The sequence below is a fragment of the Stenotrophomonas sp. JAI102 genome (genome assembly GCF_013409105.1).
GTDB lineage: Bacteria > Pseudomonadota > Gammaproteobacteria > Xanthomonadales > Xanthomonadaceae > Stenotrophomonas > Stenotrophomonas maltophilia_AA.
In genome coordinates this window covers 1,148,301-1,173,583 of record NZ_JACCCI010000001.1, presented here as the reverse complement: position 1 = coordinate 1,173,583, position 25,283 = coordinate 1,148,301, and the positions used below count along the sequence as shown (strand labels likewise).

20 protein-coding genes are annotated in these 25,283 nt (G+C 67.1%); 11 read left to right on the top strand and 9 right to left on the bottom strand.

The window, feature by feature from the left end:
- Nucleotides 1–582: 582 nt before the first annotated feature.
- The 6 genes from HDC96_RS05395 (at nucleotide 583) to HDC96_RS05370 (ending at nucleotide 10,407) form a co-directional block, all read left to right on the top strand.
- Nucleotides 583–2,982 (top strand): GH92 family glycosyl hydrolase, encoded by a 2,400-nt coding sequence (locus tag HDC96_RS05395; protein ID WP_257018649.1) that lies wholly within the window; start codon nucleotides 583–585, stop codon nucleotides 2,980–2,982.
- A 118-nt stretch (nucleotides 2,983–3,100) separates the two neighbouring features.
- On the top strand, nucleotides 3,101–4,144 hold the full coding sequence (locus HDC96_RS05390; RefSeq protein WP_179459072.1) for a LacI family DNA-binding transcriptional regulator: 1,044 nt from the start codon (nucleotides 3,101–3,103) through the stop codon (nucleotides 4,142–4,144).
- A 44-nt stretch (nucleotides 4,145–4,188) separates the two neighbouring features.
- Complete coding sequence (fucP, locus tag HDC96_RS05385; protein WP_179459071.1) at nucleotides 4,189–5,499, top strand: L-fucose:H+ symporter permease; 1,311 nt, start codon at nucleotides 4,189–4,191, stop codon at nucleotides 5,497–5,499.
- 7 nt (nucleotides 5,500–5,506) lie between these two features.
- Nucleotides 5,507–6,502 (top strand): carbohydrate kinase, encoded by a 996-nt coding sequence (locus tag HDC96_RS05380; protein WP_179459070.1) that lies wholly within the window; start codon nucleotides 5,507–5,509, stop codon nucleotides 6,500–6,502.
- Nucleotides 6,499–7,692, top strand: coding sequence for an AGE family epimerase/isomerase (locus HDC96_RS05375; RefSeq protein WP_179459069.1), 1,194 nt, complete (start codon nucleotides 6,499–6,501; stop codon nucleotides 7,690–7,692). Before HDC96_RS05380 ends, HDC96_RS05375 begins: the two co-directional genes overlap by 4 nt.
- Before the next feature lie 81 nt (nucleotides 7,693–7,773).
- Entirely contained in the window at nucleotides 7,774–10,407 is a 2,634-nt protein-coding gene (locus HDC96_RS05370; protein WP_179459068.1) for a glycoside hydrolase family 2 protein, read from the top strand.
- Nucleotides 10,408–10,510: 103 nt separating this feature from the next.
- Here HDC96_RS05370 and mtnC read toward each other — a convergent pair whose 3' ends face one another.
- The 6 genes from mtnC to HDC96_RS05340 all read right to left on the bottom strand — a co-directional run bounded on the left by mtnC (nucleotide 10,511) and on the right by HDC96_RS05340 (nucleotide 17,032).
- Nucleotides 10,511–11,209, bottom strand: a complete 699-nt coding sequence (gene mtnC / locus HDC96_RS05365) for an acireductone synthase (protein ID WP_179459067.1) — start codon at nucleotides 11,207–11,209, stop codon at nucleotides 10,511–10,513.
- Nucleotides 11,210–11,212: 3 nt separating this feature from the next.
- Entirely contained in the window at nucleotides 11,213–11,776 is a 564-nt protein-coding gene (locus HDC96_RS05360) for an acireductone dioxygenase (protein WP_179459066.1), read from the bottom strand.
- Nucleotides 11,777–11,875: 99 nt separating this feature from the next.
- On the bottom strand, nucleotides 11,876–12,535 hold the full coding sequence (locus tag HDC96_RS05355; RefSeq protein ID WP_179459065.1) for a methylthioribulose 1-phosphate dehydratase: 660 nt from the start codon (nucleotides 12,533–12,535) through the stop codon (nucleotides 11,876–11,878).
- A 309-nt stretch (nucleotides 12,536–12,844) separates the two neighbouring features.
- Nucleotides 12,845–13,411, bottom strand: a complete 567-nt coding sequence (locus tag HDC96_RS05350) for a hypothetical protein (RefSeq protein WP_179459064.1) — start codon at nucleotides 13,409–13,411, stop codon at nucleotides 12,845–12,847.
- Between the two features lie 646 nt (nucleotides 13,412–14,057).
- The gene (locus HDC96_RS05345; protein WP_179459063.1) at nucleotides 14,058–15,485 is read right to left on the bottom strand and encodes an amino acid permease; all 1,428 of its coding nucleotides are present in this window, start codon (nucleotides 15,483–15,485) and stop codon (nucleotides 14,058–14,060) included.
- A 68-nt stretch (nucleotides 15,486–15,553) separates the two neighbouring features.
- On the bottom strand, nucleotides 15,554–17,032 hold the full coding sequence (locus HDC96_RS05340; protein WP_179459062.1) for an amino acid permease: 1,479 nt from the start codon (nucleotides 17,030–17,032) through the stop codon (nucleotides 15,554–15,556).
- Between the two features lie 185 nt (nucleotides 17,033–17,217).
- Between HDC96_RS05340 and HDC96_RS05335 the strand changes: the two genes are divergently transcribed.
- Nucleotides 17,218–17,799: an NUDIX hydrolase gene (locus HDC96_RS05335; protein WP_179459061.1), complete on the top strand. Its 582-nt coding sequence runs from the start codon at nucleotides 17,218–17,220 to the stop codon at nucleotides 17,797–17,799.
- Here the strand turns inward: HDC96_RS05335 and serA are convergent.
- A complete protein-coding gene (serA, locus tag HDC96_RS05330; protein ID WP_179459060.1) occupies nucleotides 17,796–19,037 on the bottom strand; it encodes a phosphoglycerate dehydrogenase in 1,242 nt (413 codons plus the stop codon). The two genes, HDC96_RS05335 and serA, sit on opposite strands and share 4 nt — an antisense overlap.
- Before the next feature lie 204 nt (nucleotides 19,038–19,241).
- On the opposite strand from serA, the gene HDC96_RS05325 reads away from it, so the two are divergent.
- From HDC96_RS05325 to HDC96_RS05315, 3 genes are all read left to right on the top strand, one after another.
- The gene (locus HDC96_RS05325; protein WP_179459059.1) at nucleotides 19,242–20,630 is read left to right on the top strand and encodes an FAD-binding oxidoreductase; all 1,389 of its coding nucleotides are present in this window, start codon (nucleotides 19,242–19,244) and stop codon (nucleotides 20,628–20,630) included.
- 61 nt (nucleotides 20,631–20,691) lie between these two features.
- Entirely contained in the window at nucleotides 20,692–20,985 is a 294-nt protein-coding gene (locus HDC96_RS05320) for a DUF2388 domain-containing protein (RefSeq protein ID WP_176989104.1), read from the top strand.
- The gene (locus tag HDC96_RS05315; protein ID WP_179459058.1) at nucleotides 20,985–22,802 is read left to right on the top strand and encodes a DUF4105 domain-containing protein; all 1,818 of its coding nucleotides are present in this window, start codon (nucleotides 20,985–20,987) and stop codon (nucleotides 22,800–22,802) included. The genes HDC96_RS05320 and HDC96_RS05315 overlap by 1 nt, the downstream gene beginning before the upstream one ends.
- Here HDC96_RS05315 and HDC96_RS05310 read toward each other — a convergent pair.
- Together HDC96_RS05310 and HDC96_RS05305 are read right to left on the bottom strand one after the other, a co-directional pair.
- Entirely contained in the window at nucleotides 22,780–23,847 is a 1,068-nt protein-coding gene (locus HDC96_RS05310; protein WP_179459057.1) for an ATP-binding protein, read from the bottom strand. The two genes, HDC96_RS05315 and HDC96_RS05310, sit on opposite strands and share 23 nt — an antisense overlap.
- Nucleotides 23,847–24,596 (bottom strand): response regulator, encoded by a 750-nt coding sequence (locus tag HDC96_RS05305; protein WP_179459626.1) that lies wholly within the window; start codon nucleotides 24,594–24,596, stop codon nucleotides 23,847–23,849. Before HDC96_RS05305 ends, HDC96_RS05310 begins: the two co-directional genes overlap by 1 nt.
- 224 nt (nucleotides 24,597–24,820) lie before the next feature.
- On the opposite strand from HDC96_RS05305, the gene HDC96_RS05300 reads away from it, so the two are divergent.
- Nucleotides 24,821–25,216, top strand: a complete 396-nt coding sequence (locus HDC96_RS05300; protein WP_179459056.1) for a nuclear transport factor 2 family protein — start codon at nucleotides 24,821–24,823, stop codon at nucleotides 25,214–25,216.
- Nucleotides 25,217–25,283 lie beyond the last annotated feature (67 nt).

Here is a 25,283-nt window from a genome sequence, read left to right as displayed (position 1 = left end):
ATTTTCCAGAGCGTCGAGTTGCCTGGCGCGTCCCGCATGCATCGCGTGGGGCAGTCCCCCGGCTCCCCACTTCCGGCAATCGTGACCGTTTTAAGTTGGATCGATCTAAACGATTGGCGGGGGATTTTTAGCACGACCGCGCGAGGGAAGCATGCTGCTCCGCAATATGGACAGGGGGCGTGCTTTCGCTTGACCCCGGCCGATCCCGCGATATTGCTGGGTCGGGGGCTTTAGCCTGGTATATCGGCCGATGGGGCGGGTTGTCGGCCGTCGGCACCGGGCACTGCCAGGCACTGCGCAGCCTCGGGCAGGGTCGGGTGCTGGCAATCGGCCATCGATGTTGCAGCGCAGAATGCATCCGTTGAAATTCCCGTGCTTTACTTAAATCGATCTAAATTCACCGGGGTGTGGATTGGGTCGCCCAGTCCAGGGAACCCGCGGCGCCCACCGCCAAAGGTTCGCGCTGCCGCCACGTCCGCCAAGGAGTCCGTGTCCGTGACCCGTTTTTCCAACCGTCCTTCCGTTGTCCCCGCCGCCCATGACGTCCCGGCCCGCCGCCGCCCGCTGGCCAGCCTGGCCTGCCTGCTGGCGCTGAGCTGCGCGCCGCTGTTGCTGCAGGCCGCGCCCGCTGCACTGGAGCGTGAGGTCAACACCTTCATCGGCAGCAAGGACGATGGCAATACGTTCCCGGGCGCCTCGGCGCCGTTCGGCCTGATCCAGGTCAGCCCGATCGGTGAGCACTACGCTGGCTGGCGCTACGACGATCCCAAGATCCGCGGCTTCGGCCACTCCTTCCTGTCGGGTGCCGGCTGCTGGGAGCAGGGCGGCCAGGTGTCGGTCCTGCCGGTGACCGGCAGCATCGGCCCGGGCGGTGACTTCAACACCGACGACGCCAAGAGCTTCGACCACAAGCGCTACGCTTCCGGCTATACGCACGACGGCGAAGTGGGGCAGGCCGGCTACTACAAGGTGCGCCTGACCAGTTACGGCGGCATCGATGCCGAGGCCACCGCGCGCACCCGTGCTGCGGCCGAACGCTACACCTTCGCCGCCGATGCGACGACCGGCCATGTGCTGGTCAACCTTGGCCAGGCCAACGAGCGCCATTCGGTGATCGGCAGCGTGGTCGACGTGGTCGGCGACCGTGCCGTGGAAGGCAAGCTGGTCACCAAGAGCTTCTGCGGTGGGCATCAGTACACCACCTGGTTCCGCATCGAGTTCGATCGCCCGTTCAAAGCGTTCGGTACCTGGGGCGAGGGCGGCGGCCTGCCGGGCGCACGCCACGGCATGGAAGGCGAACTCAAACCCAGCGGCGCCTGGCTCAGCTTCGACCTGGCCAAGGGCCGCGCCGTGACCGCGGTCAGCGCGATCTCGCACGTGGACGCCGAAGGCGCGCGTGCCAACCTGCGCAGCGATGGCATGCAGGGCGAGCGCCTGCTCGGCTTCGACCAGATGCGCCAGCTGGCGCAGCAGCAGTGGCGCAGGGAACTGGCGGCGGTGCGCGTGCAGGGCGGCAGCACCGATGACCGCACCGTGCTGTACACGGCGCTGTACCACGCGCTGCTGCAGCCGCTGACCGGCAGCGATGCCGATGGCCGCTACCGTGGCTACGACGACGCCATCCATCATGCCGAAGGCTGGACCTACTACGAGTACTTCTCGCTGTGGGATACCTACCGCGCACAGAATCAGTGGCTGGCGCTGACCAAGCCGGAGGTCGCGCGCGATATCGGCCGGACCCTGCTGGCCATCGAAGCGCAGGGCGGCTGGCTGCCGCGCTGGGGCTATGCCAACTTCGAAACCAACATCATGACGGGTGATCCGGTCACGCCGTTCCTGGTGGACCTGTGGCGCTTCGGCGCGCTCGCTGGCCGCGAAGGCGAGGCTTACACCGCGCTGCGCAAGAACGCGTTCGAGGTGCCGCCGATGAACTCCCGTCATGCAGGCCGTTCGGGCAATCCGAGCTACCTGGCCAACGGCTACGTGCAGTACGACCGCGCGTTCCCCTCCAAGGGCATGGACGTGGATCCGCACCACGGTGGCTCGGCGACGCTGGAATACGCGCTGGCCGACTGCGCGCTGGCACAGATGGCCGATGGCCTCGGGCATGCCGCCGATGCCGGCGTGCTGCGCGAGCGCGGCCGCAACTGGCACAAGGTGTGGGACCCGTCGGTGCGGGACGAGGAGGGCGACTTCAACGGTTTCCCGCGTCCGCGCATGGAAGATGGCGCGTGGTACCTGCCCGCCGACGGCAAGTACAGCCCGCGCTCGCACCATGGTTTCCATGAAGGCACCGCGTGGCAGTACCAGTGGCTGGCGCAGCAGGACGTGCCCGGCCTGGTCCAGGCCATGCATGGTCGTGAGCAGGCGGCCCGCCGTCTGGATACGTTCTTCGCCTATGACGCACTGGTGAAGTCGCCGCTGACCGCCGCGCGCAAGGAATGGGTGGTCGGGCCGTACAGCTATTACAACCAGTTCCGCTACAACCCCAACAACGAGCCGGACCTGCACGCGCCGTGGATGTACACGCTGATCGGCCAGCCGTGGAAGACCGCGACCGTGGTGCGCGCCGCGCAGCAGCTGTTCACCAACGCCCCCAACGGCGTGACCGGCAATGATGACCTGGGCACGATGTCGGCCTGGTACCTGTTCAGTGCGCTCGGTCTGTATCCGGCGGTGCCGGGCAGCGGCGAGTTCCTGCTGCATACGCCGCGCTTCGCCCGTGCCGAGATCGATCTGGGCCAGGGCAGGACACTCACCTTGAAGGCGCCGGGCGCCGATGGCCGCCAGTTGCAGTACGTCCAGAACGTCCAGGTCGACGGCCGCGCGCATGCGCCGGTGTGGCTGGACTGGGCGCAGCTGCAGCGCGGTGGCACCATCGCCTTCGCGCTGGGCAGCACCGCCCCGGAGAACGGCTGGGGCACGCAGGCCGAGGCGCTGCCGGCCTCGTTCTGCGCCACCCCCGGCGCCGTGCTGGAATGAGCGGCGCGCCCGCCTGCGCCGAGGTCGTCCCCCCGGGGCTGACCGCCGGCACGGGCGCGGACCGCTGGCCAATGCGATCGTTTAGGCTTGCACCTTGCTTGAGGAACCCGACGACCCGATGAAAGACAAGGCCACCCCCGCCGGCAAAGGCACGCGCGCGGTCACCGTGACCGACATCGCCGAAGCGATCGGCGTGTCGCGCGCGACCGTGTCGCTGGTGCTGCGTGGCAGCCCCCTGGTGAACGTCGACACCCGTGCCAAGGTGGAGGCCGAACTGCGGCGCCAGCGCTACGTCTACAACCGCGGCGCGGCCAACCTGCGTCGGCGCACGTCCTCGAGCGTGGCCCTGGTCATCAACGACCTGTCCAACCCGTTCTTCGCCGAATTCGCCTCCGGGGTGGACGAAGCGCTGGGCGGCAAGGGCTTCGTGACGCTGCTCGGCAGTACCGGTGAATCGCCGGAGCGGCAGCAGGCCGTGCTGACCACCTTGATGGAGCACATGCCGGCCGGGCTGATCCTGTCGCCGGCCGAAGGCAGCGATACCGCGCAGCTCCGCCAGGTGCTCGGCCATGCCAACGTGCTGCTGTTCAACCGCGAACTGCCCGGCGCCGAGTGGGACTTCCTGACCCTGGACAACCAGCAGGGTGCCTACCTGGCCACCCGTCATCTGATCGAACAGGGCCACCGCCGCATCGCGTTCTATGGTGGCCATGCGGTCTCCAGTTCGTGCCATCAGCGTCGTACCGGGTATGCGCAGGCGCTGGTCGAGGCGGGCATGCCGGTGCAGCCGGCGTGGCTGATCGAAACCTCGCCCAGTCGCCTGGATGCGGCGGCGCGGACGGGCGAGCTGTTCGCGCTGGGCGAGGTGCCGACCGCAGCGGTCTGCTACAACGACAGCGTCGCGCTGGGCCTGATGCTGGGCCTGGCCTCTCGCGGCGTGCAGCCGGGCCGCGACTTCGCGGTGACCGGTTTCGACGATATTTCCGAGGCCTCGGTGGCATCGCCGCCGCTGACCACGCTGACCGTCAACCCGCGCGAGCGCGGGCGGCAGGCAGCCGAACTGCTGTTGCTGCGTCTGGACCATCCCGACGCTGCGCCGGCCCGCACCGTTGCACCGGTCCAGCTCCGCGTTCGCGAGAGCAGTGGCGCGATGACCGTCTGATGGTTTCCCCAATCACCTGCTCGCGCACTGAGGCGCGTACCTGAATGCCCATCTCTCCTACGCCCCGCCTCCCATCCTCATCCTCCGCTGCGCCCGTGGTGAACACGCGTGTCGCGCTGGCCGTGGCGACCACCATCTTCTTCATGTGGGGCTTCCTTACCTGCCTCAACGACATCCTGATCCCGCATCTGAAGGCGGTGTTCGAACTGAACTACGCCCGCGCGATGCTGGTGCAGTTCACCTTCTTCGGTGCGTACTTCCTGATGTCGCTCCCCGCCGGCCGGCTGGTCGCGCATCTGGGCTACAAGAAGGGCATCGTGGCCGGCCTGGCGATTGCCGCGGTCGGTGCGCTGGGCTTCTGGCCGGCCGCCGAACTGCGCGTGTATGAAGCCTTCCTGGGCGCCCTGTTCGTGCTGGCCACCGGCATCACCGTGCTGCAGGTCGCGGCCAACCCGTACGTGGCGCTGCTTGGCCCGGAGCAGACGGCCTCCAGCCGCCTGACCCTGGCCCAGGCGCTGAACTCGCTGGGTACCGCGATCGCGCCGATCTTCGGCGGGCTGCTGATCCTGGGCAACACGGTCAAGAGTGCCGACGAGATCGGCGCGCTGCCGGCCGCCGAGCAGATCGCTTACCGCGTGCAGGAAGCGCAGTCCGTGCAGGGCCCGTACGTGGGCCTGGCCGTGGCGCTGTTCCTGCTGGCGGTGTTCGTCTATCTGTTCCGCCTGCCGGCGCTGACTGAAACCACCGAGCAGGCCGATACCAGCAAGCACACTCTGATGGATGCGCTGCGCCATCGCCACGTGCTGTTCGGCGTGCTGGCGATCTTCTTCTACGTGGGTGCGGAAGTGTCGATCGGCAGCTTCCTGGTCAACTACCTGTCGCTGCCCAACATCGGCGGCTTCACCGAGAAGGAAGCCACCCATTACGTCTCGGCGTACTGGACGCTGGCGATGATCGGTCGTTTCGCCGGCTCGGCGATCATGACCCGGTTCTCGCCGCGCGTGCTGCTCACCCTGTTCGCGGGCATGAACGTCGCACTGCTGGCGCTGACCATGCTCAGCCAGGGGCAGGTCGCGCTGTATTCGATCGTGGCGGTGGGTCTGTTCAATTCCATCATGTTCCCGACCATCTTCGCGCTGAGCATCGAACGCCTGGGCACGCTGACCAACAAGGCCTCCAGCCTGCTGATCATGGCCATCGTCGGTGGCGCGGTGGTGCCGTACCTGCAGGGTCTGCTGGCCGACAGCATCGGGCTGCATGAGTCCTTCATCCTGCCGCTGATCTGCTACGGCTACATCATCTTCTACGGCCTGTCCGGTTCGCGCCCGGCCGTCGGATTCCGCCAGGGAGCTTGAGGCCACGATGTCCAAGATTGTTTGTTTCGGCGAGATTTTGATCGATCTACTTGCCCAACCGCCGGCCACCCCGGACACCCCTCGGGCCTTCCTGCAGTACGCCGGTGGCGCACCGGCCAACGTCGCGGTAGCGGCTGCAAGGCTCGGTGCGGATACCCATTTCGCCGGCATGCTCGGCCAGGACATGTTCGGCGACTTCCTTGCCGAGAGCCTGGCCAGTGCCGGCGTGGCGACCGACTGCATCGTGCGCACCGACGCGGCCAAGACCGCGCTGGCGTTCGTCGCGCTGGACGCCAGCGGCGAGCGTAGTTTCAGTTTCTACCGCCCGCCGGCGGCCGACCTGCTGTTCCGCAGCGCGCACTTCCACCCGAACTGCTTCGACGGTACGCGCAGCTTCCATGTGTGCTCCAACAGCCTGACCGAGGCGGAGATCGCCGATGCCACGCTGGAGGGCATGCGTCGCGCCCGCCAGGCCGGTGCGATGGTCAGCCTCGATCTCAACCTGCGCCCGGCGCTGTGGCCGACCGGTGTCGACCCGCTGCCGCGGCTGTGGGAAGCGCTGTCGCTGGCCGACCTGGTCAAGCTCTCGCGTGAGGAACTGGAGTACCTGGCGGCCTCGGTGCCCGGCGGTGATGCCGCGGTGGTCGAGCGCCTGCTCGCCGCGCAGGCCCAGGCGGTGGTGATCACCGACGGCGCCGCACCGATCCGCTGGCATACCCGCCACGCCCACGGCGTGCTCACCGGCTTCCGCGTCACCACGGTCGATTCGACCGCGGCCGGCGATGCCTTCGTCGGCGGTCTGCTGTTCGGGATCGGCGAGCGCGGCGGTGACGGCGCCGGTTTCGCCGCGTTCTGCCAGGACCCCACCGGGCTGGTGGAGGCGATCCGCTTCGGCGCGGCCGTCGGTGCATTGGCCGTGACCCGCAAGGGCGCTTTCGCCGCGATGCCCAGCCTCCATGAAGTCCAGCAACTGCTGCAGCAACAACAGGATGACGCCGCATGACCACGCCGGTTCCGCCGACCCCCGACTTCCGCTCGCCCGCGTTCCTGCGCGCCCACATCGCGCAGACGATGGCGTTCTACCAGCCGCATGAAGTCGACCCGAGCGGCGGCTTCTTCCATTACTACCGTGACGATGGCAGCGTGTACGACGCCAGCCACCGTCATCTGGTCAGCAGCACCCGCTTCGTGTTCAACCATGCGATGGCTTACCGCGAATTCGGCAAGCCCGAGGACCTGGCGGCGGTCGAGCATGGTCTGCGCTACCTGCGCGAGGTGCATCGCAACCCGGCGACCGGCGGTTATGCGTGGACGCTGCGCGATGGCGTGGTCGAAGATGCCACCAACCACTGCTATGGCGTGGCCTTCGTGCTGCTGGCCTACAGTTGCGCGCTGAAAGCCGGGATCGGCGAGGCGCGTTCGTGGATGGACGAGACCTGGCAGCTGCTGGAGACGCGCTTCTGGGAACCGGCGTTCGGCCTGTACAAGGACGAAGCCGACGCAGACTGGCACTTCAGCGATTACCGTGGCCAGAACGCCAACATGCATATGTGCGAGGCGATGCTGGCCGCGTTCGAGGCGAGCGGTGAGCAGCGCTATCTCGATCGCGCACTGCTGCTGGCCGATCACATGACCCGTCGCCAGGCGGCGCAGGGCGATGGCCTGGTGTGGGAGCACTATGACACCCAGTGGCAGATCGACTGGGATTACAACCGCGACGACCCCAAGCACCTGTTCCGCCCGTGGGGCTTCCAGCCGGGCCACCAGACCGAGTGGGCCAAGCTGCTGCTGATCCTGGACCGCCACGTGCAGGCCGACTGGCTGGTACCGACGGCGCGGCATCTGTTCGATGTGGCGGTGGAACGCAGCTGGGACGCCGGGCGCGGCGGGCTGTACTACGGCTTCGCGCCGGATGGCAGCGTCTGCGATGACGACAAGTATTTCTGGGTGCAGGCCGAATCGCTGGCCACCGCCGCGCTGCTGGCCACGCGCACCGGCGACGCCGCGTACTGGGACTGGTATGACAGGATGTGGGGCTACGCCTGGCAGCACATGATCGATCATCGCCATGGCGCCTGGTATCGCATCCTGGATGCGGACAACCGCAAGTACAGCGACGAGAAGAGCCCGGCGGGCAAGACCGATTACCACACCATGGGCGCCTGCTACGAAGTGCTCAACGTGGTGCGTTGATCGGCGGATCGCCAGTGGGTGTCTGAACGTGCCGGCCCCGGGCCGGCCGGCATAAGCGGGTCAACAACGAGGCAGGCTGCCATGCGTCATTTCCGTGTCGTCCGTGCGGCCTGCTGGCTGCTGTTGCTGCTGGTGGGATCGTGGGGGCTGCCGGCGACGGCCGCGCCGCTGCAGGCCCAGTGGAGCTTCCGCCTGTTGCCCGGCGATGCCCAGCTGCGCGCCCATCCACAGTTGGCCGGGTGGCGCAACGCGCAGGTGCCTGGCGCGGTGCATACCGACCTGCTGGCACAGGGACAGATTCCCGATCCGTACGTTGGCGCCCCCGAGGCCGGCCTGCAGTGGATCGGCCTCGCCGACTGGGAATACCGTGCGCAGTTCGATGTGGATGCGGCGACGCTGGCGCGCGCGCATGCCGAGCTGGCGTTCGAAGGCCTGGATACGTTCGCGACCGTCACCCTCAACGGCCAGCCGCTGCTGCAGGCGAACAACAGCCATCGCACCTGGCGTGCGCGGGTCGACGGCAGGTTGCGCGCCCGCGGCAATGAACTTCGCGTCGTGCTGCGCTCGCCGATCCGCACGCTGCTGCCGGACGTGCAGGCGATGCCGCACAAGATCGCCGGCAACTACCCCTCGCCCTATGGCGATGAGCCCAAGGACGCGATGGTCGGCAATTTCGTGCGCAAGCCGGGCTACCACTTCGGCTGGGATTGGGGCCCGCGTTACGTGACCGCCGGCATCTGGCGGCCGGTGCGGCTGGAGAGCTGGAACGCACAGCGGCTGACCGCGGTGGCTGTGCAGACTCGCACCCTGGATGTGGCCCGCGCGGACCTCGAGGTCGCGGTCGAGGTGGAGAGTGCGGCGGTGGGCACCGCCCCGGTGCAGCTGGAGATACTGGATCCGGACGGCAAGCGCGTAGCCCGCATCGATCGCAGGGCGATGCTGCAGGCGGGCGACAACCGCATCACGATCCCGGTGACGCTGCAGAAGCCGCGGCGCTGGTGGCCGGTCGGGCAGGGCGAGCAGGCGCGCTATACCGTGCGTGCCACCCTGGCACCGGGCACTGCCGAGGCGTCCCGCATCGAGCAGCGCACCGGCCTGCGCACCGTCGAACTGCGGCGGGAGGCGGACCGCAACGGCGGCCAGGGCTTCGCGTTCGTGATCAACGGCGTGCCGATCTTCGCCAAGGGCGCCAACGTGATTCCGTTCGACATGTTCCCGGCGCGCGTGGACGAGGCGCGGATCCGGCGCGAGCTGACCGCGGCGCGCGATGCGAACATGAACATGCTGCGCAACTGGGGCGGTGGTTACTACGAAGACGACGTGTTCTTCGACATCGCCGACGAGCTGGGCCTGCTGGTCTGGCAGGACTTCATGTTCGGCGGCGGCATGCAGCCCGGCTACGATCCGGCGTTCCGCGCCAACGTGGTCGACGAAGCGCGCGACAACGTGCGGCGCCTGCGCCATCACCCCAGCGTGGTGCTGTGGTGCGGCAACAACGAAGAAGAGACCGCGTGGAAGGACTGGGGCCACGGCCGTGACCTGACGGCTGCGGATCCGGTGTTCGCCGCGAAGGTCTGGCAGGGCTACGTGGACCTGTTCGGCCATGATCTGCGCCAGGTGGTGGCCGAGGAGGGACTGGGCGTGCCGTACTGGTCGAGCTCGCCGAGCAACGACCTGGACGAAAAGGCCAACGATTCCACCCGCGGCGACAAGCACTACTGGCAGGTGTGGGGCAATCCGGCGCTGCCGGTCACCGCCTACCTGCGCGAAACGCCGCGTTTCATGTCCGAGTACGGGCTGCAGGCCTGGCCGGTGCTGCGCACGCTGGACGGCATCATTCCCGCCGCCGAGCAGCGGGTCGACAGCCCGACGGTGCGCGCACACCAGAAATTCATGGCGGGCGAGGGTAACCAGCGCCTGCTCAAGTACATCGAGGAGGAGTACGGCACGCCCCGTGATTTCCCGGCATTCGTGTACCTGAGCCAGGTGATGCAGGCCGACGGCATCCAGCTGGCCGCCCTGCATCACCGTGTCTCACGGCCGTACACGATGGGCTCGCTGTATTGGCAGCTCAACGATGTGTGGCCGGGGGCGTCGTGGTCGAGCATCGACTACGCCGGGCGCTGGAAGGCGCTGCATTTCCACGCCCGGCGCTTCTTCGCCGACCACGCGGTGGCGGCGCTGCGCGACGACGGGATGACCAGGGTGAGTCTGCTCAATGATCGCCAGCAGGGCCTGCAGGCCACTTGGCGGCTGCGCGTGATCGATCTCGATGGCGCGCTGCGCAGCGAGCAGCGGCATACCGTGGCCCTGCCGCCGTTGTCCGCGTTGGAGGTGGGGCGATTTGCCGATGCCGACCTGTTGAAGGGGGCCGATCCGACCCGCACCGTGGCGGTGGTCGAGCTGTTCGACGGCGGGAGACTGTTGTCGCAGCAGGTGGTGTATTTCATGCCGGCCAAGGCCTTGGCGCTGTCACGCCCGACCATCGACAGTGAACTGCGCGCCGACAGTGACGGCTACGTGTTGACCCTGCGCTCGCCCACGCTGGTGCGTGCGCTGTGGATCGCGTTCGATGGGCTGGATGCCACGCTCGACGACAATGCGTTGGAACTGGTGCCGGGCGAGACGGTGACGATCCGGCTGCGCGCGGATGCGGATCTGGCGACGCTGCGCCGGACGTTGCGCCTGCAGTCCCTGGCAGACGTCATCCGGTAAAGCCACGCCATGCGTGGCTGGCGCGGTGCTGGGATCGCGCGAAGAGCATCCACGCATGGCGTGGATCTACCTCACGAACGTGCAGGCGCGTGGATGTACCCGGTTACAGCGTGATCTGCTGGAAATTCTCGACGCGGTCATGGCCGTGCGTGGCCTCACCACTGCGCGGCAACGGGTAATCCTCACGCCGATCCAGCAGACGTGTCTGCAGGCCGGCCTCGCGGGCGGCATCCAGCTCCTCCACCACATCGGACAGGAACAGGATCTGCGCGGCAGGCACGCCGATGGCATCGACGATGTGGCGGTAACTGTCCGCCTCGCGCTTGCCGCCGACTTCGGTGTCGAACCAGCCCGAGACCAGCCCCGTCAGATCACCGGCCTCGCTGAAGCCGAAGAACAGCTTCTGCGACGGGACCGAACCGGAGGAATACACGTACAGCGGCTTGCCCTCGGCATGCCAGCCCTTCAGCACGGCGGCCACTTCCGGATAGAAGTGCGCCTTGTAATCGCCGTTGCGGTAACCGGCTTCCCAGATCATGCCCTGCAGCGCCTTGAGTGCGGTGTGCTTGCGGTCCTGGTCGATCCAGCCCTGCAGCGTCTCCACGATCAGGCTGTCCTGGCAGGCGCCGCCGATCTCGACCGCCACCGCGTCCAGCCAGCGGCGCACCTGCGGCTCCTGGCCATGCGCGGCAACGAACGCCGGCAGCGCCTTGCGCGCATACGGGAACAGCACGTTCTTGACGAACGAAATGCTGCTGGTAGTGCCCTCGATATCGGTGAGGATGACGGTCGGATGCGGCATGGATCAGTCGGCCTGGTGCTGTGCGGGGTGGTAACGCGGGAAGGTCTGGGCGATGTCGCTGCCGGTGAAATGGCCGACCCAGCCATCCGGCTCGGTGAAGAAGCGGATCGCCACGAAACTCGGCTCCTCGCCCATGTCGAACCAATGGGTGATGCCATCGGGCACGGCGATCAGGTCGTTCTTGACGCACTCGATCTCGTAGACCTTGCCGTCCACATGCAGGGTGAACAGCCCCGACCCGGCAACGAAGAAGCGGACCTCGTCTTCCTTGTGGAAGTGCTCGTCCAGGAACTTCCTGCGCAGCTCGGCGCGGTTCGGGTTGTCCGGCGCGATCGACGCGACGTCCACGCTCTTGAAGCCGTGCGTGGCAACCAGCCGGTCGATATCGACCTTGTACGCGGCGAAGACCTCGTCCTGGCTGGCACCCGGCGCGACGTCGTGGGCCGCCTGCCAGCGCTCGAAGGTGACGCCGATCGGCTTGAGTTCGGCGGCGATCGCCTCGCCATCCCGGCTGTCGAACAGCGGGACATCCGGGGCGGTGTCATCAAATATGCGGAGTCGGCTCATGGCGGCGGCATCGAGGCGAAGAGGGGAAGGAAAGGGTACCAGTGCGGCGCCGGGGTGGGGGCGACGCACTGATGCCGAAGCGCGGAATACAGATTCTCTTCAGGAATCTGAGCGCGATCCGCCGCGCAGCTTGCGCAGTTCCAGCTCACAGTGCAGCAGGAATTCGAAGGCTTCCATGTGGCGGCGCGCCTCGGCCATGGTGCGGCCCCACGCGTACAGGCCGTGGCCGTCGATCAGGTAGCCCCACAGCGGCTGGGTGTCCAGCAGGGCATCGACCTGGGCCGAGAGCACGTCCATGTCCTGGGTGTTGGCGAACACCGGCACATCGACCGCCATCTCGTGGGTGCTGTTGCCGTGGAAGGCCTTCAGCAGCTCGTAGCCTTCCAGCCGGATGTGGCCCTGCGGTGCATACAGGCGCGAGGCGATGGTCTGCACCGGCGAATGGGTGTGCAGCACGCAGCCGATCTCCGGGAAACGGCGGTACAGCTGGGTGTGCAGCAGGGTCTCGGCGGAGGGGCGCAGCGGGCGGCCGACGGCCTTGCCGTCGAAATCCACCACCATGATGTCGTCCTCCACCAGCCGGCCCTTGTCCTTGCCGGAGACGGTGATCGCGGCATGGCGGTCATCCAGCCGGTGGGAGAAGTTGCTGCTGGTGGCCGGGGTCCAGCCGGCGTGGGCCAGCTCGCGGACGTTGTCGATCAGCAGCTGGGCCAGTTCGCTCAGGCGCGCGGTGTCGTACGGGAAGGTGGGGGTGCTCATGCCGGTCATTTTAGCTAGGTCAAGCGCTAAAAGCAGGCTCTATGTTCGGCTGGACGGGGGTGGTGGGACCGGGGCTGGTCGTCCTGCCCAGAACGTTCCATATAGCTACGGTCATGGGCCAGGATGTCGCTGGGGCAGCTCTGCGGATGAAGCAAATCGTCGTCGCGGGTCAAACCGCTGTCGATCAGGTGATCACGCAGCCACTGGGAAGCGATGATCCACCCGAAATTAGGGACTGTGGTCTTCGTGGTAGGTCCGCGGCGGCAGGGGGATTTCAGGTCGGAACGCAGGGATGAGTATGCGATCTTCTCAGCGATTTGGATGTGTGATGAGTTGCTTGGGAATGTGGGTGTGCCATTGCCAGAATGTTAGGCAAACCCCATATTCATCAAGGAGATCATCGGATATCTCAAAATGAAATACCTTCTGCGGGAAGGATTCAGATAGCGCGCGCCTCCAATGTCGCATGATCTGCTCGGCAAACAGATGGCAAGGGCGATAATCTTCCTTCGAGAGGCCAGCCTTAAATATGGGGCGATCTTGTGCATCTTCCCACTTTGAGAAGAACTGATTTATTGAAAATATATTCCTGTATCGCTCAACGTCTCTAGGTGATGCGCTTTTCTTCAATGCGCCGAATTCGGTCTCGACCAGTCCCGTCAACTGAAATTTTTGCGGATCGTATTGCTTGGCGTTGGGTAGCCAGAAAACGTGGCCATCAACCTCAATAAAGTCGGGAGAGAGTAGGCCCAGAACAGAAATCGCTTGTTCCAATGAGACGAAGTGCCCCGCATACGAGAAAAATTCCCCGGAGCCAATATCCGAGAAAAACAGATTCAACGACTCTTTTGAAATATTACCCTGATAAATCTTCATTGATTCAGCCTTGGGCTATCAAGGACCGACTTGGGAACATTTTCGTCGAAGGCTTTTGCATCACTTCCCGTCTTGGCGAAATATGTTCCATTCGGTCTTGGTGTCATTCGACCGTCTTCATCCGAGAGTTGGACACATCATAGGGGGTCCCCTCAGGAGAATAGACGACAACATGTCGGTTACGACATCGCTTCCTGCTTATAGTCGAGGCGCTCAGCCCCTCGGGCACACGCGGCCGACGAAGCGCTCATGCTCCCTCAAACCTTGCCGCGTCCGGCCTCGCAGACGGCGAGGGGCGCTGGCACCAAGCCCTAGCCCAAGCCGGAGCCCGAGGAAAAGGCAAAGCCGAGTCTGGACGTCGCATTTGACGTGGGCACCGTCACCCGGACTCTGTCATAGGCGGGGTGGTGTGGGTTGGCGGGGTATGAGCCGCATGGGTCGGGCGCATGCGCCAGACGGGTTGGGCAGGAGCCAAGCCCCGGTCTCGCCATATGCGCAGGAAAGCGCATATGAGCGAGCGGCGACATAAGCCTCCATGGATGGATTCACGGCGTCCCCCGCGAACCCACACCACCCCGCCAAACCGGCCGAAACAGGACAGCTGACGCTTCGGCCGGTGCGTCGGCCGTTGGCTTAGGCGTGATTCTTACTTTCCACGCAGGCGGCTATGGCGATAACCGTAGCTGAAGTAGATCGCGAAACCGCCCAGCGTCCAGAAGCCCATCAGCATCCAGTTGTGCGCCGTCATCGCCGTCAGCAGCGCGATGCAGCTGAGCACGCCCAGACTGCAGATCAGCCACGCCATCGGCATCCGGAACGGACGCGGCAGGTCCGGCTGGGTGCGGCGCAGGATCAGCACGCCCGCGCAGACCGCCGCGAACGCGATCAGCGTGCCCATCGAAGTCAGCTCACCGAGGACGTCGAGCGGGAACACCGCCGCCAGCAGCGCGATGCCGATGCCCGTGATCACCGTGTTGATGTGCGGCGTGCGGTACTTGGGGTGGATCTTGGTGAACAGCGGCGGCAGCAGCCCGTCGCGGCCCATGATCATGAAGATGCGCGGCTGCGCGATCACCATCACCAGCACCACCGAGGACAGCCCGATCAGCGCGCCGATTTCCACCACCACGCGCAGCCAACCCAGTTGCGGATGCGCCGCCACCGCGGTCACCACCGGCTCGTCCGTGCCCAGCAGCTGGTACGGCACCAGCCCGGTCATCACCGCCGCCATGGCGATGTACAGCACCGTGCAGATCACCAGCGAGAGCATCATGCCGATCGGCATGTCGCGCTGCGGCTTGTGCGATTCCTGCGCGGCCACCGAGACCGCCTCGAAACCGATGTAGGCGAAGAACACCATCGCCGCGCCGCGCAGCACGCCATCGAAGCCGTACTTGCCCGGGCCTTCGTTCTCCGGAATGAACGGCGTCCAGTTGGCTGGATCCACATACTTCCAGCCCACCACGATCACCAGCAGGATCAGCGCGGTCTTGAGCACCACCATCGCCATGTTCATGGCCGAGGATTTGCTGATGCCCACGTAGCACAGCCAGGTCAGCAGCAGCACCAGCACGGCGGCCGGGATGTTGGCGATGGCGCCGGTCGGGCGCAGCTGGCCATCCAGTGGCGCACTGACCAGCGCGGCCGGCAGATGGATGTCGAAATGGCTGAGCAGGCTCAGGAAATAGCCGGTCCAGCTGACCGCCACTGCCGAGGCGGAGACGCCGTACTCGAGCACCAGCATCCAGCCGATGAACCAGGCCGAGAGCTCGCCGAACGTGGCATAGGTATAGGTGTAGGCACTGCCGGAGACCGGCACCATCGCCGCGAACTCGGCGTAGGCCATCGCGCAGAACGCGCAGCAGATCGCGGCCAGTACGAACGACAGCATGATCGCCGGGCCGGCATGGTTGGCCGCGGCCTGGCCGGTGATCACGAAGATGCCGCCGCCGATCACCGCGCCGATGCCCAGCGCGGTCAGGCCCCAGGGGCCGAGGGTACGGCGCAGGCTCAGCCCGTTGGCGTCTTCATGGGCGGCGTGCGGATGCTTGGTGGCCCACAGTTGCTTGAACATGGTTTGGAATTCTTCTCAGGCGCGACGTATCAAACGACCGGGCCGGCACTGGGCCGGCCCGGCAGCATTCAGGCGTTCTTTTTGTTCAGCTTGCTGTGGCGGATGCCGTAGCCGAAGTAGATGCACAGACCCAGCAGGGTCCACGCCACGAACAGGTGCCAGTGCACCACGAACGCCTGGTAGAACAGGAACAGACAGGCCAGCGCGCCCAGCGGGCAGATCACCCACACCAGCGGCACGCGGAACGGACGCTCCAGCTCCGGGCGCGTGTAGCGCAGGATCAGCACGCCGATGCAGACCGTGGCGAATGCCAGCAGCGTGCCCATCGAGACCAGCTCGCCGAGCACGTTCAGCGGCACGGTGCCGGCCAGGGTGGCTGCGACGGCACCCACCACGATCGTGCTCCAGTACGGGGTGCGGAAGCGCTTGTGCACCTTGCCGAAGATCTTCGGCAGCAGGCCGTCGCGGGAGATCGTGTAGGCGATGCGGGTCTGGCCCATCATCATCACCAGCACCACCGAGGACAGGCCGGCGATCGCGCCGATTTCCACCGCGGTCTTGAGCCAGGACAGGGTCGGGTAGGGCTCCAGCGCGGTGGCGACCGGCTTGTCGGTGCCCAGCAGGTGGTATGGCATCATGCCGGTCAGCACGGCGCAGACGATGATGTAGACGATGGTGCACACGGCCAGCGAGCCGAGCAGGCCGATCGGCATGTTGCGCTGCGGATCCTTGGTTTCGCCGGCGGCGGTGGAGACCGCGTCGAAGCCGATGTAGGCGAAGAACACGATGGTCGCCGCACGGAACACCCCGCTCCAGCCGAACTCACCCGGCACGCCGGTGTTCTCCGGGATGAACGGGGTCCAGTTGGCCGGGTCCAGATGCGCCGCACCGAAACCGATGAACAGACAGATCACGGTGACCTTGATCGCCACGATGATCGCGTTGACGAAGGCCGACTGGGTCACGCCGACGTACAGCAGGCCGGAAACGGCCGCCACGATCAGCACCGCCGGCAGGTTGAACAGCTTGCCGGAGGCGATGAACTCATGGCCGGTCCAGGCGATGGGCGCGGCGCTCAGCGCGTCCGGGAACGGCATGTTGAGCGTGGTGGTGATGAAGCTGATCAGGTACGCCGACCAGCCCACCGCGACCGAGGCCGAGGCGAACAGGTACTCCAGCACCAGGCACCAGCCGATGAACCAGGCCATGCCCTCGCCGAGGGTGGCGTAAGAATAGGAGTAGGCGCTGCCGGAGACCGGCATCATCGCCGCGAACTCCGCGTAGCACAGGCCGGCCAGTGCGCAGGCGAAGCCGGCGAACACGAACGACAGCATCACCGCAGGGCCGGCGTGGTTCGCCGCAGCCTGACCGGTGAGCACGAAGATGCCGGCACCGATCACCGCACCGATGCCGAGCAGGATGAGGTGTTTCGCTGTGAGGGTCCGTTTCAGTGTGGGCTCGCCGTCCAGGCTGCCTTCGATGGGCTCGCCGGCATCGACGTGCGGTGCCGGTGCGACCGGTTTGACCCTCAACAGAGACTTCAGCATGCAGTGCTTCCCTAAATGAACAAAGGTGAGGCGCGCGGTACATTGCCGCACGCCCTGATGGCGACTGGGCGCCCCAGCGGTGCGGGGCCCGCTGTACCTTAGCCAAAGCTGAAGCCGCTGTACAAGCACAAATGCAGCATGGCCGAGCGATAATCGGCCAAATCCGCACGATGCCCGCGCCTGCCATGTCGTTGAACCCCGAATCCATTGCCGTTCCTGACGCTGCCCTGCGCAGTCAGCTTGACGCCTACGCCCGCCGACACCCCGGGGACGCGGCGCTCGCTGACGAATTCAGCACATTGCTGGACGATCCGGAAAACCCGTTCCTGCGCGAGCGCCTGGCCGGGCACTTCACCGGCAGCGCGTGGCTGGTCAGCGCCGACGGGCAGCGCGTGCTGCTGACCCACCACCGCAAGCTGGACCGCTGGCTGCAGCTGGGCGGCCATGCCGACGGCGAGCGCGATCTGGCCCAGGTCGCGCTGAAGGAGGCCGAGGAAGAGTCCGGGCTGACCGCGCTGGTGCTGGAGGATGGCGAACTGTTCGACATCGACAAGCACTGGATTCCCGAACGCAGGGACGTGCCCGGGCATTGGCATTACGACGCCCGCTACGTGGTGCGGGCGCTGGGCAGCGAGCAGTTCGCGGTCAGCGAAGAGTCGCTGGCACTGGCCTGGCGCGATATCCGTGACGTGGCCAACGCGGCGATCGAGACCCCGGATGGGGACGATTCCCTCCCGCGCATGGCCAAGCGCTGGCTGGCGCGTTAATAAAGCACACGGGTGCGCAGCGTGCCCGGGATCGCCGCCAGCTCGTCGCGCACCGCGCCGGCCTGGGCTTCGCTGGCGGTGATGTCGATCACCACGTAGCCGACCTTCGGATCGGTGCGCAGGAACTGGCCGTCGATGTTGACGTTGTGGCGCGAGAAGATCTCGTTGACCCTGGACAGCACGCCCGGCACGTTCTGGTGGATGTGCAGCAGGCGCAGGCTCTCGGCGTGCTCGGGCAGGGTCACTTCCGGGAAGTTGACCGCCGAGAGGGTGCTGCCGTTGTCGCTGTAGCGGACCAGCTTCGCCGCCACTTCCACGCCGATGTTGTCCTGCGCTTCCAGCGTGCTGCCGCCCACGTGCGGGGTCAGGATCACGTTGTCGTGGGCGGTCAGCGGGGAGACGAAGGCATCGCCGTTGCCCTTGGGCTCGACCGGGAACACGTCCAGCGCCGCGCCGCCGAGATGGCCCGAGCGCAGCGCCGCATCCAGCGCATCGATGTCGACCACGGTGCCGCGTGCCGCATTGATCAGGTGCGCGCCAGGTCGCATCCGCGCCAGTTCATCGGCGCCGATCATCCACTGCGTGGCCGGGGTTTCGGGCACGTGCACGGTCACGATGTCGGCGCGCGCCAGCAGGTCGTCCAGGCTGATCGCTGCCCGGGCATTGCCCAGCGAGAGCTTGGTTTCCACATCGTGGAAGATCACCTGCATGCCCATCGCCTCGGCCATCACGCCGACCTGGGTGCCGATGTGGCCATAGCCGATGATGCCCAGCGTCTTGCCGCGCACCTCGTGGCTGCCCGCCGCTGATTTGGACCAGCCACCGCGATGGCACTCGGCATTCTTCTGCGGGATGCCGCGGGTCAGCATGATCGCCTCGGCGATCACCAGCTCGGCCACGCTGCGGGTGTTGGAGTAGGGCGCGTTGAACACCGGGATGCCGGCCAGTTCCGCCGCCTCCAGGTCGACCTGGTTGGTGCCGATGCAGAAACAGCCGACCGCCATCAGGCGCTTGGCATGCACCAGCACGTCCGCGCTCAGCTGGGTGCGCGAGCGGATGCCGACGATGTGGGCCTCGGCGATCCGGGCCTTGAGTTCGTCTTCGGGCAGCGCCTTGCTGTGCAGTTCGATCTGCGAATAGCCGGCCGCGGTGAACACGTCGATCGCGGTCTGGCTGACCCCCTCGAGCAACAGTACGCGGATATCCTGCTTCGGGAACGAGGTCTTTTTCGGCGACATGGGCGGCGTGCGACGTGTGGCGGCGGGAGCCCCCAACTATGCCAGAAGCCGGCGCCCATGGTGCGGTGCGCCAATCGATGGCCAGACAGTTTCAGATGCACCTATTTAGGTAGGGCTGGCGAGGGCGATCGACGCCCTGGCGACTGGACGCGGCCGGTAGCGGCTGGCAGGCTTGCGGGCTCCCCCGGCACTGCCAGACGCCCCATGACCGATCCGCGCCTTGATTCGCTGTTGCACGATTGCCCCGGGCTGCGCCTGAAGACCGATCCGGCCGATCTGGAGCACTACGGCCGCGACTGGACCCGCCGCTGGACGCCGGCGCCGCTGGCGATCGCGCTGCCGGGCACGGTCGAGGAGGTGCAGGCGATCCTGCGCTGGGCCAGTGCCCGCAACGTGGCGGTGGTGCCCTCCGGCGGCCGGACCGGCCTGTCCGGTGGCGCCGTGGCAGCCCATGGGGAACTGGTGCTCAGCCTGGAACGGATGAACAAGCCGCTGGCCTTCGATGCCGTCGACCGCACCCTGACCGTGCAGGCCGGCATGCCGCTGGAGGCGGTCCACAACACGGCGCTCGAGCACGGGCTGATCTACCCGGTGGATTTCGCCGCGCGCGGGTCGTGCTCGATCGGCGGCAACATCGCCACCAATGCCGGCGGCATCCGCGTGATCCGTTACGGCAATACCCGTGAGTGGATCGCCGGCCTGACGGTGGTGACCATGGCCGGGGAGCGGGTCGAGCTCAACAAGGGCCTGATCAAGAATTCCAGCGGCTACGACTTCCGCCAGCTGCTGATCGGCTCGGAAGGCACGCTGGGCGTCATCGTGGAAGCGACCCTGAAGCTCACCGACCCGCCGCCGGCCAGCAACGTGATGCTGCTGGCGCTGCCCTCGTTCGAGGTGCTGATGCAGGTGTTTGCCGCGTTCCGCGAACGGCTGCAGCTGCAGGCCTTCGAATTCTTCACCGACCGCGCGCTCGAGCACGTGCTGGCGCACGGTGCGCAGGCACCGTTCGATGAGGTGCATCCGTATTACGTGGTGACCGAATTCGCTGCCGGCGATGAGGCCCAGGAAGCCGCCGCGATGGCCGCCTTCGAAGACTGCATGACGCACGGCTGGGTCAGCGATGGCGTGGTCAGCCAGAGCGATGCGCAGGCCGCGCAGCTGTGGCGGCTGCGCGAAGGCATCACCGAGGCGGTGGCGCGCTACAAACCCTACAAGAACGATGTTTCGGTGCGGATCTCGGCGATGCCGGCGTTTCTCGCCGAAACCCAGGCGCTGATCGGGCAGGCGTACCCGCAGTTCGACGTGGTCTGGTTCGGGCACATCGGCGACGGCAACCTGCACATCAACGTGCTCAAGCCGGACGACACCGCCGATGCCGAGTTCCTGACCCAGTGCGAGCATGTCACCAAGCTCCTCGCCGGCGTGCTGAGCCGGTTCGACGGCAGCATTTCGGCCGAGCACGGGATCGGCCTGGTCAAGAAGGGCTATCTGGACAGCACCCGCAGCGCCGCGGAAATCGTCTTGATGAAGGCGGTCAAACGCGCGTTTGATCCCCAAGCGCTGCTGAATCCCGGCAAGGTCTTCGACCTCTGAGACAAGACAGGATTTCACGCAGCCTATACGCTCTGTGCTTTCCACCACGAACGACACCCTGATGATGCGTCCGATCCTGCTTCTTGCCGTGCTTGCCCTGCCGCTGTCTGCGATGGCGTCCAGTTTTGCCGGCAGCTCCGCCGGCTCCGCATCCGGCGCGTCCTCGGCCGGTTCGTCCAGCTCGGGCGATGACAAGATCGTGCTCGATGCGCGTGATGATGCCGCGGCCTTCGTGGCCAGCGACGGCGCCATCCGTGGCGCACGCCTGGAAGCGGCGCTGCTGCACCTGCGCGAGCAGGGTGCCGCGCAGCAGGCCAGTGACATGGCGCTGGCCAGGACCCTGCTGGCACGCTGATGCAACCCGCCGGTCAGGTCCGCCGCTGGCGCTGGGCGGTCCTGATCGCGTGGCTGGCCGCGCCTTGGGCGCACGCCGCGCTGCAGCTGGAACTGCAGCCGCAGGGATTGAACACGGCGCAGATCGTCGCCGCCGAGCGCGCCCTGCAGCAGGTGCGCACGCGCCTTCCTTCCGGGTGGCAGGCACGGTTCCAGCAGCCGGTCCTGGTCCGCTGGTCGGACGCGCTGCCGGCCCATGTGCACGGCCGTGCCCGCAACGGCACGATCACCCTGCAGCGCGCACTGCTCGACAGCGTGCGGGAGGATCAACCATTGCCGCGCCCGCTCGAGGCGGCACTGATCCATGAACTGACCCACGTGCTGGACCGTTCGTCGCAGGGCGGCTGGTCACGCGACGCGCGGCTGCGCGATCTGGCCGGCTGGCAACGACGCCCGTGGAAACTCGGCCGCACCGGCAACGCCTTCAGCGGGCGCAGCCCCGATGATTACGAGCGTGCCAGCCCGGCCGAGTTCCTGGCGGTCAACGCCGAGCATCTGCTGCTCGATCCCGGGTACGCCTGCCGTCGACCGGCCGTCGCCGCGTGGTTCGCCGAGCACCTGGGGCCGACCGCGCACGCGGTCGACTGCGACGCCCGTCTGCCGCTGATGCAGGCCGAAGAGGAGGCGGGCGCTGCGACGCTGCTCGAGCTGGATCCAGCGCGGGTTTACGGCGTCGACTACCTGCTCGCCGAGGGCAATGACCAGCTGATGAGCCGCTGGGGCCACAGCATGCTGCGGCTGGTGATCTGCGCGCCGGGACGACCACGCGGGCCGGCCTGCCGGATGGACCTGTCCCATCACCGCGTGCTGTCCTACCGCGCTTTCGTCGGCGATGTGCAGATTTCCAGCTGGCGCGGGCTGACCGGTGCCTATCCCTCGCGTCTGTTCGTGCTGCCGCTCAACCAGGTCATCAACGAATACACCCAGCTCGAACTGCGGGGGCTTTCCTCGGTGCCTTTGGCGATGGATGAGCAGGACATCGCCAGCCTGCTCGAGCGTGTCGCGCAGGTGCACTGGAGCTACGACGGGCGCTATCTGTTCGTCAGCAACAACTGCGCGGTGGAAACCGGCAAGCTGCTGCAGGAAGGCGTGCCGCGCCTGGCGTCGCCCGGTTTGAACCGGCTCACCCCGCGCGGCCTGCTGACCCGTCTGGAGCGGCTGGGCGTGGCGGATGCCAGCGTGCTGGACGATCGGGGGCAGGCGACCCGGCAGGGCTATTACTTCGCGTCGGCGGAAGCGCATTACCAGCAGCTGTTCGATGTCGCCCGCCGGCAGCTGCCGCTGGGCACGGCGAACGTCGGCGACTGGTTGCGGCAGCCGGCCAGTGAGCGGGCACGCTGGGTGGAGCAGGGCGATCTGCGCGCCACGGCGGCCCTGTTGTTGCTGGAACAGGCGGCACTGCGCCGCGAAGAACTCCGTGCGCGCGATGTCCTGAAGCGGCTGCTCGGCGATCCGGACGCGGGCGATCCCGCGGCGCGCGACACGCTGCGCGCGTTGCTCGAGGACACCGGGCAGCTGGTCAGCCCGGCGGCCCTGGTGAAGGGTGGAGGCTACGGTCTGCCCTCCGCCGATGAGCGCGCGATGGCCGCCGAAGCTGCAGCACAGCTCAGTGCGCAGGGCGCGCCGGCCTGGAAGGCGCTGCAACGGCAGTTGAAGCAACGCCTGCCGGTGCGGCAGCAACGCGAGCTGGCCACGATCGACAGCTCGCTGGCCCGGCTCGGCGCGCGGATGCGCGAACTGGCCCGGGAAGACGGCGTCACTGCCGCGGCAGCTCGATGACGAAGCGCGCGCCGCCCAGCGTGCTGGCTGTGCAGGCCACATGGCCGCCATGCGCATCGGCGATTGCCTTGACCACCGCCAGCCCCAGCCCGCTGCCACCGCGCTGACGCGAGCGCGAGCCATCGCCGCGCAGGAACGGATCGAAGATCTGCTCACGCAGCGGCGCATCGATGCCGGGACCTTCGTCGTCGATGGCGATCTGTACGTGGGTGGCGGTGTCGTGCACGGCGATGCGGACCCTGCCGGGCGTGGCGTAGCGCCGCGCATTCTCCAGCAGCGCCAGCAGCGCCTGGCGGACCCGGGTCGGGTCGCAATGCGCCGGATGCTCCTCGCGCGAGGTTTCCAGCTCCAGCACGAAGCCGCTGCTGCGGAAGCCCGGGTCGACCAGGGTCATCACCGACTGCACCTCCTGCACCACATCGTTGCGGGCGCGGCGGACATCCAGGCGGGCGCTGTCGGCCAGGCTCAGCACGCGCAGGTCCTCGATCAGCCGCGACAGCCCTTCGACCTGGGCCAGCAGGCTGCGGAACTGGCCTTCATCCGGGGCGAACACGCCTTCGGCCAGGCCCTGCAGGCGGCCGCGCAGGATGGTGACCGGCGTGCGCAGCTCGTGCGCGATCGCCGCATGCCACATCACCCGGTCGGCCTCGATGTTCTGCAGCCGGCGCGCCATCGCGTTGAAGTCGTCCACCAGCAGCGCTACTTCGCCGAGCGAGCGATCACTGATCGCGGCGCGCGCGCCCAGGTCGCCATCGGCGAGCCGGCCGATGCTGTCCACCACCGCATTGAGCGGGGTCAGGATGCGCTGGGACAGTCGCACCGAGGCGGCGACGGCCAGGGTGAGCCCGATCAGGGTCACGCCCACCATCCAGACCAGCTCGGGGCCGCTGGGCACCCAGCTGGCCGACTCCTCGGCGGCACCGGGGTAGAACGCCACCAGCACGGCATACAGCAGGTAGGAGCTGAGGATCACCATCACGATGACCGCCAGCACCATCATCGACATCGACAGCACGATGTGCCGGCTCAGGCCCGAGCGGCGCATCAATGGTCCGCCGCCAGCCGGTAGCCGACGCCGCGCACGCTGGCCGGCACGTTGGCCAGGCCGACATCATCGAGTTTGCGCCGGAGCTTGCTGACGTGGCTGTCCACGGTGCGCTCCAGCGCTTCGCTTTCCGGCAGGCACGCGTGCATGAGTTCGCTGCGGCTGAAGATGCGCATCGGTGCCAGCGCCATGCAGTGCAGCAGTTTGTATTCGGTCAGGGTGAGCAGCAGTTCGTGGCTGTAGCCATCGCCTTCGACATGCACGGCGTGGTGCGCCGGATCGATCACCAAGCTGCCCACGCGCAGGATCTCCGGTGCGCTCGGGCGCGGCGCATTCAAGGTACGGCGCAGCACCGCACGCACCCGCGCGGCCACTTCGGCTGGGTTGAACGGTTTGACCACGTAATCGTCCGCGCCCATCCGCAGCGCGGTGAGCTTGTCCAGGTCCTGGTCCAGCGCGGTCAACATGATCACCGGCGTATCGCCGCGCTGGCGCAGCGTGTTGAGCACGGTCCAGCCGTCCATGCCCGGCATCTGCACGTCGAGCAGGACCAGGTCCGGCCGCGCGCTGCGATGCAGGGCGAGGGCGCTGAGGCCGTCCTGCGCGCGCAGCGTGCGCAGGCCTTCGCGGGCCAGGTAGGCCGCGACGATGTCGGCGATCTCGGGTTCGTCCTCGACAATCAGGACCAGGGCGTTGAGCGAATGATCCCAGCGCGCGGTAGGGGCGCCGGGTGAATCGGAGGCGGGCATGCAGGGCAGGGCCGGAAGGTGCTTGTGCTCCATCGTATCTCCACACTTCCTCCATCGAAACCCCACCGTGGCCGCGCAGACTGCCGCCATCGTGATTTCAGCCGGTGTTCCGGCCCGGTGCTGCGGATGAAGAACTCCAGATGGATGCCTGCCCTTGGGGCGGCGAACGAGACACGGCGCGTGCGCGGCAGTCGCATGAGGCTGCGACGATGGCGGGTGCACCCATGACCACGCTGCTGCAACCGGCACACGTCGAGGCAGCCGAGGCGCGGCTCTGGGATGCGCTGGTCCAGTGGCAGCCGCAGCAGGTGCGCGCGCTGCTGTCGCCGGCGCTGTTCCTGACCGACCACGACGGCCACCGCCAGGATGCGTCCCCGTTGTTGGCAAGCTGGGCCGAGCAGCGTTTGCGGATCGCTGCGATCGAGCGCCGTGCCACCGAACACCTGGCCTGCGGGGGAATGGTGCTGGTCACCGGCGAGGTGCGTGTGCACCTTGACGGCGACCATGGCACACGCCTGCACGCAATGCGCCTGCTGCGGGTCTGGGCGCGCAGCAGCACCGCGCCCGGCGTGCATCTGCTGTCGATGTGCGTGCTCCCCGCATCGCTGCCGTGGCACTGAACCGCGCGTTCAGCGGGGCGGGCGGGGTCAGCGCCGCTTCACCTGTCCTCACGGCGCGGCAGGTACG

What these genes read in the sequence shown, in the direction of transcription:
- HDC96_RS05310 (WP_179459057.1), bottom strand. Translation starts at nt 23,847, where the DNA reads ATGCGCCGCTCGGGCCTGAGCCGGCACATCGTGCTGTCGATGTCGATG.
- HDC96_RS05335 (WP_179459061.1), top strand. Translation starts at nt 17,218, where the DNA reads ATGTCGTTGAACCCCGAATCCATTGCCGTTCCTGACGCTGCCCTGCGC.
- HDC96_RS05380 (WP_179459070.1), top strand. Translation starts at nt 5,507, where the DNA reads ATGTCCAAGATTGTTTGTTTCGGCGAGATTTTGATCGATCTACTTGCC.
- mtnC (WP_179459067.1), bottom strand. Translation starts at nt 11,209, where the DNA reads ATGCCGCATCCGACCGTCATCCTCACCGATATCGAGGGCACTACCAGC.
- HDC96_RS05370 (WP_179459068.1), top strand. Translation starts at nt 7,774, where the DNA reads ATGCGTCATTTCCGTGTCGTCCGTGCGGCCTGCTGGCTGCTGTTGCTG.
- HDC96_RS05320 (WP_176989104.1), top strand. Translation starts at nt 20,692, where the DNA reads ATGATGCGTCCGATCCTGCTTCTTGCCGTGCTTGCCCTGCCGCTGTCT.
- HDC96_RS05375 (WP_179459069.1), top strand. Translation starts at nt 6,499, where the DNA reads ATGACCACGCCGGTTCCGCCGACCCCCGACTTCCGCTCGCCCGCGTTC.
- HDC96_RS05355 (WP_179459065.1), bottom strand. Translation starts at nt 12,535, where the DNA reads ATGAGCACCCCCACCTTCCCGTACGACACCGCGCGCCTGAGCGAACTG.
- HDC96_RS05325 (WP_179459059.1), top strand. Translation starts at nt 19,242, where the DNA reads ATGACCGATCCGCGCCTTGATTCGCTGTTGCACGATTGCCCCGGGCTG.
- HDC96_RS05350 (WP_179459064.1), bottom strand. Translation starts at nt 13,411, where the DNA reads ATGAAGATTTATCAGGGTAATATTTCAAAAGAGTCGTTGAATCTGTTT.
- HDC96_RS05340 (WP_179459062.1), bottom strand. Translation starts at nt 17,032, where the DNA reads ATGCTGAAGTCTCTGTTGAGGGTCAAACCGGTCGCACCGGCACCGCAC.
- HDC96_RS05315 (WP_179459058.1), top strand. Translation starts at nt 20,985, where the DNA reads ATGCAACCCGCCGGTCAGGTCCGCCGCTGGCGCTGGGCGGTCCTGATC.
- HDC96_RS05305 (WP_179459626.1), bottom strand. Translation starts at nt 24,596, where the DNA reads ATGCCCGCCTCCGATTCACCCGGCGCCCCTACCGCGCGCTGGGATCAT.
- serA (WP_179459060.1), bottom strand. Translation starts at nt 19,037, where the DNA reads ATGTCGCCGAAAAAGACCTCGTTCCCGAAGCAGGATATCCGCGTACTG.
- HDC96_RS05360 (WP_179459066.1), bottom strand. Translation starts at nt 11,776, where the DNA reads ATGAGCCGACTCCGCATATTTGATGACACCGCCCCGGATGTCCCGCTG.
- HDC96_RS05300 (WP_179459056.1), top strand. Translation starts at nt 24,821, where the DNA reads ATGACCACGCTGCTGCAACCGGCACACGTCGAGGCAGCCGAGGCGCGG.
- HDC96_RS05345 (WP_179459063.1), bottom strand. Translation starts at nt 15,485, where the DNA reads ATGTTCAAGCAACTGTGGGCCACCAAGCATCCGCACGCCGCCCATGAA.
- HDC96_RS05390 (WP_179459072.1), top strand. Translation starts at nt 3,101, where the DNA reads ATGAAAGACAAGGCCACCCCCGCCGGCAAAGGCACGCGCGCGGTCACC.
- fucP (WP_179459071.1), top strand. Translation starts at nt 4,189, where the DNA reads ATGCCCATCTCTCCTACGCCCCGCCTCCCATCCTCATCCTCCGCTGCG.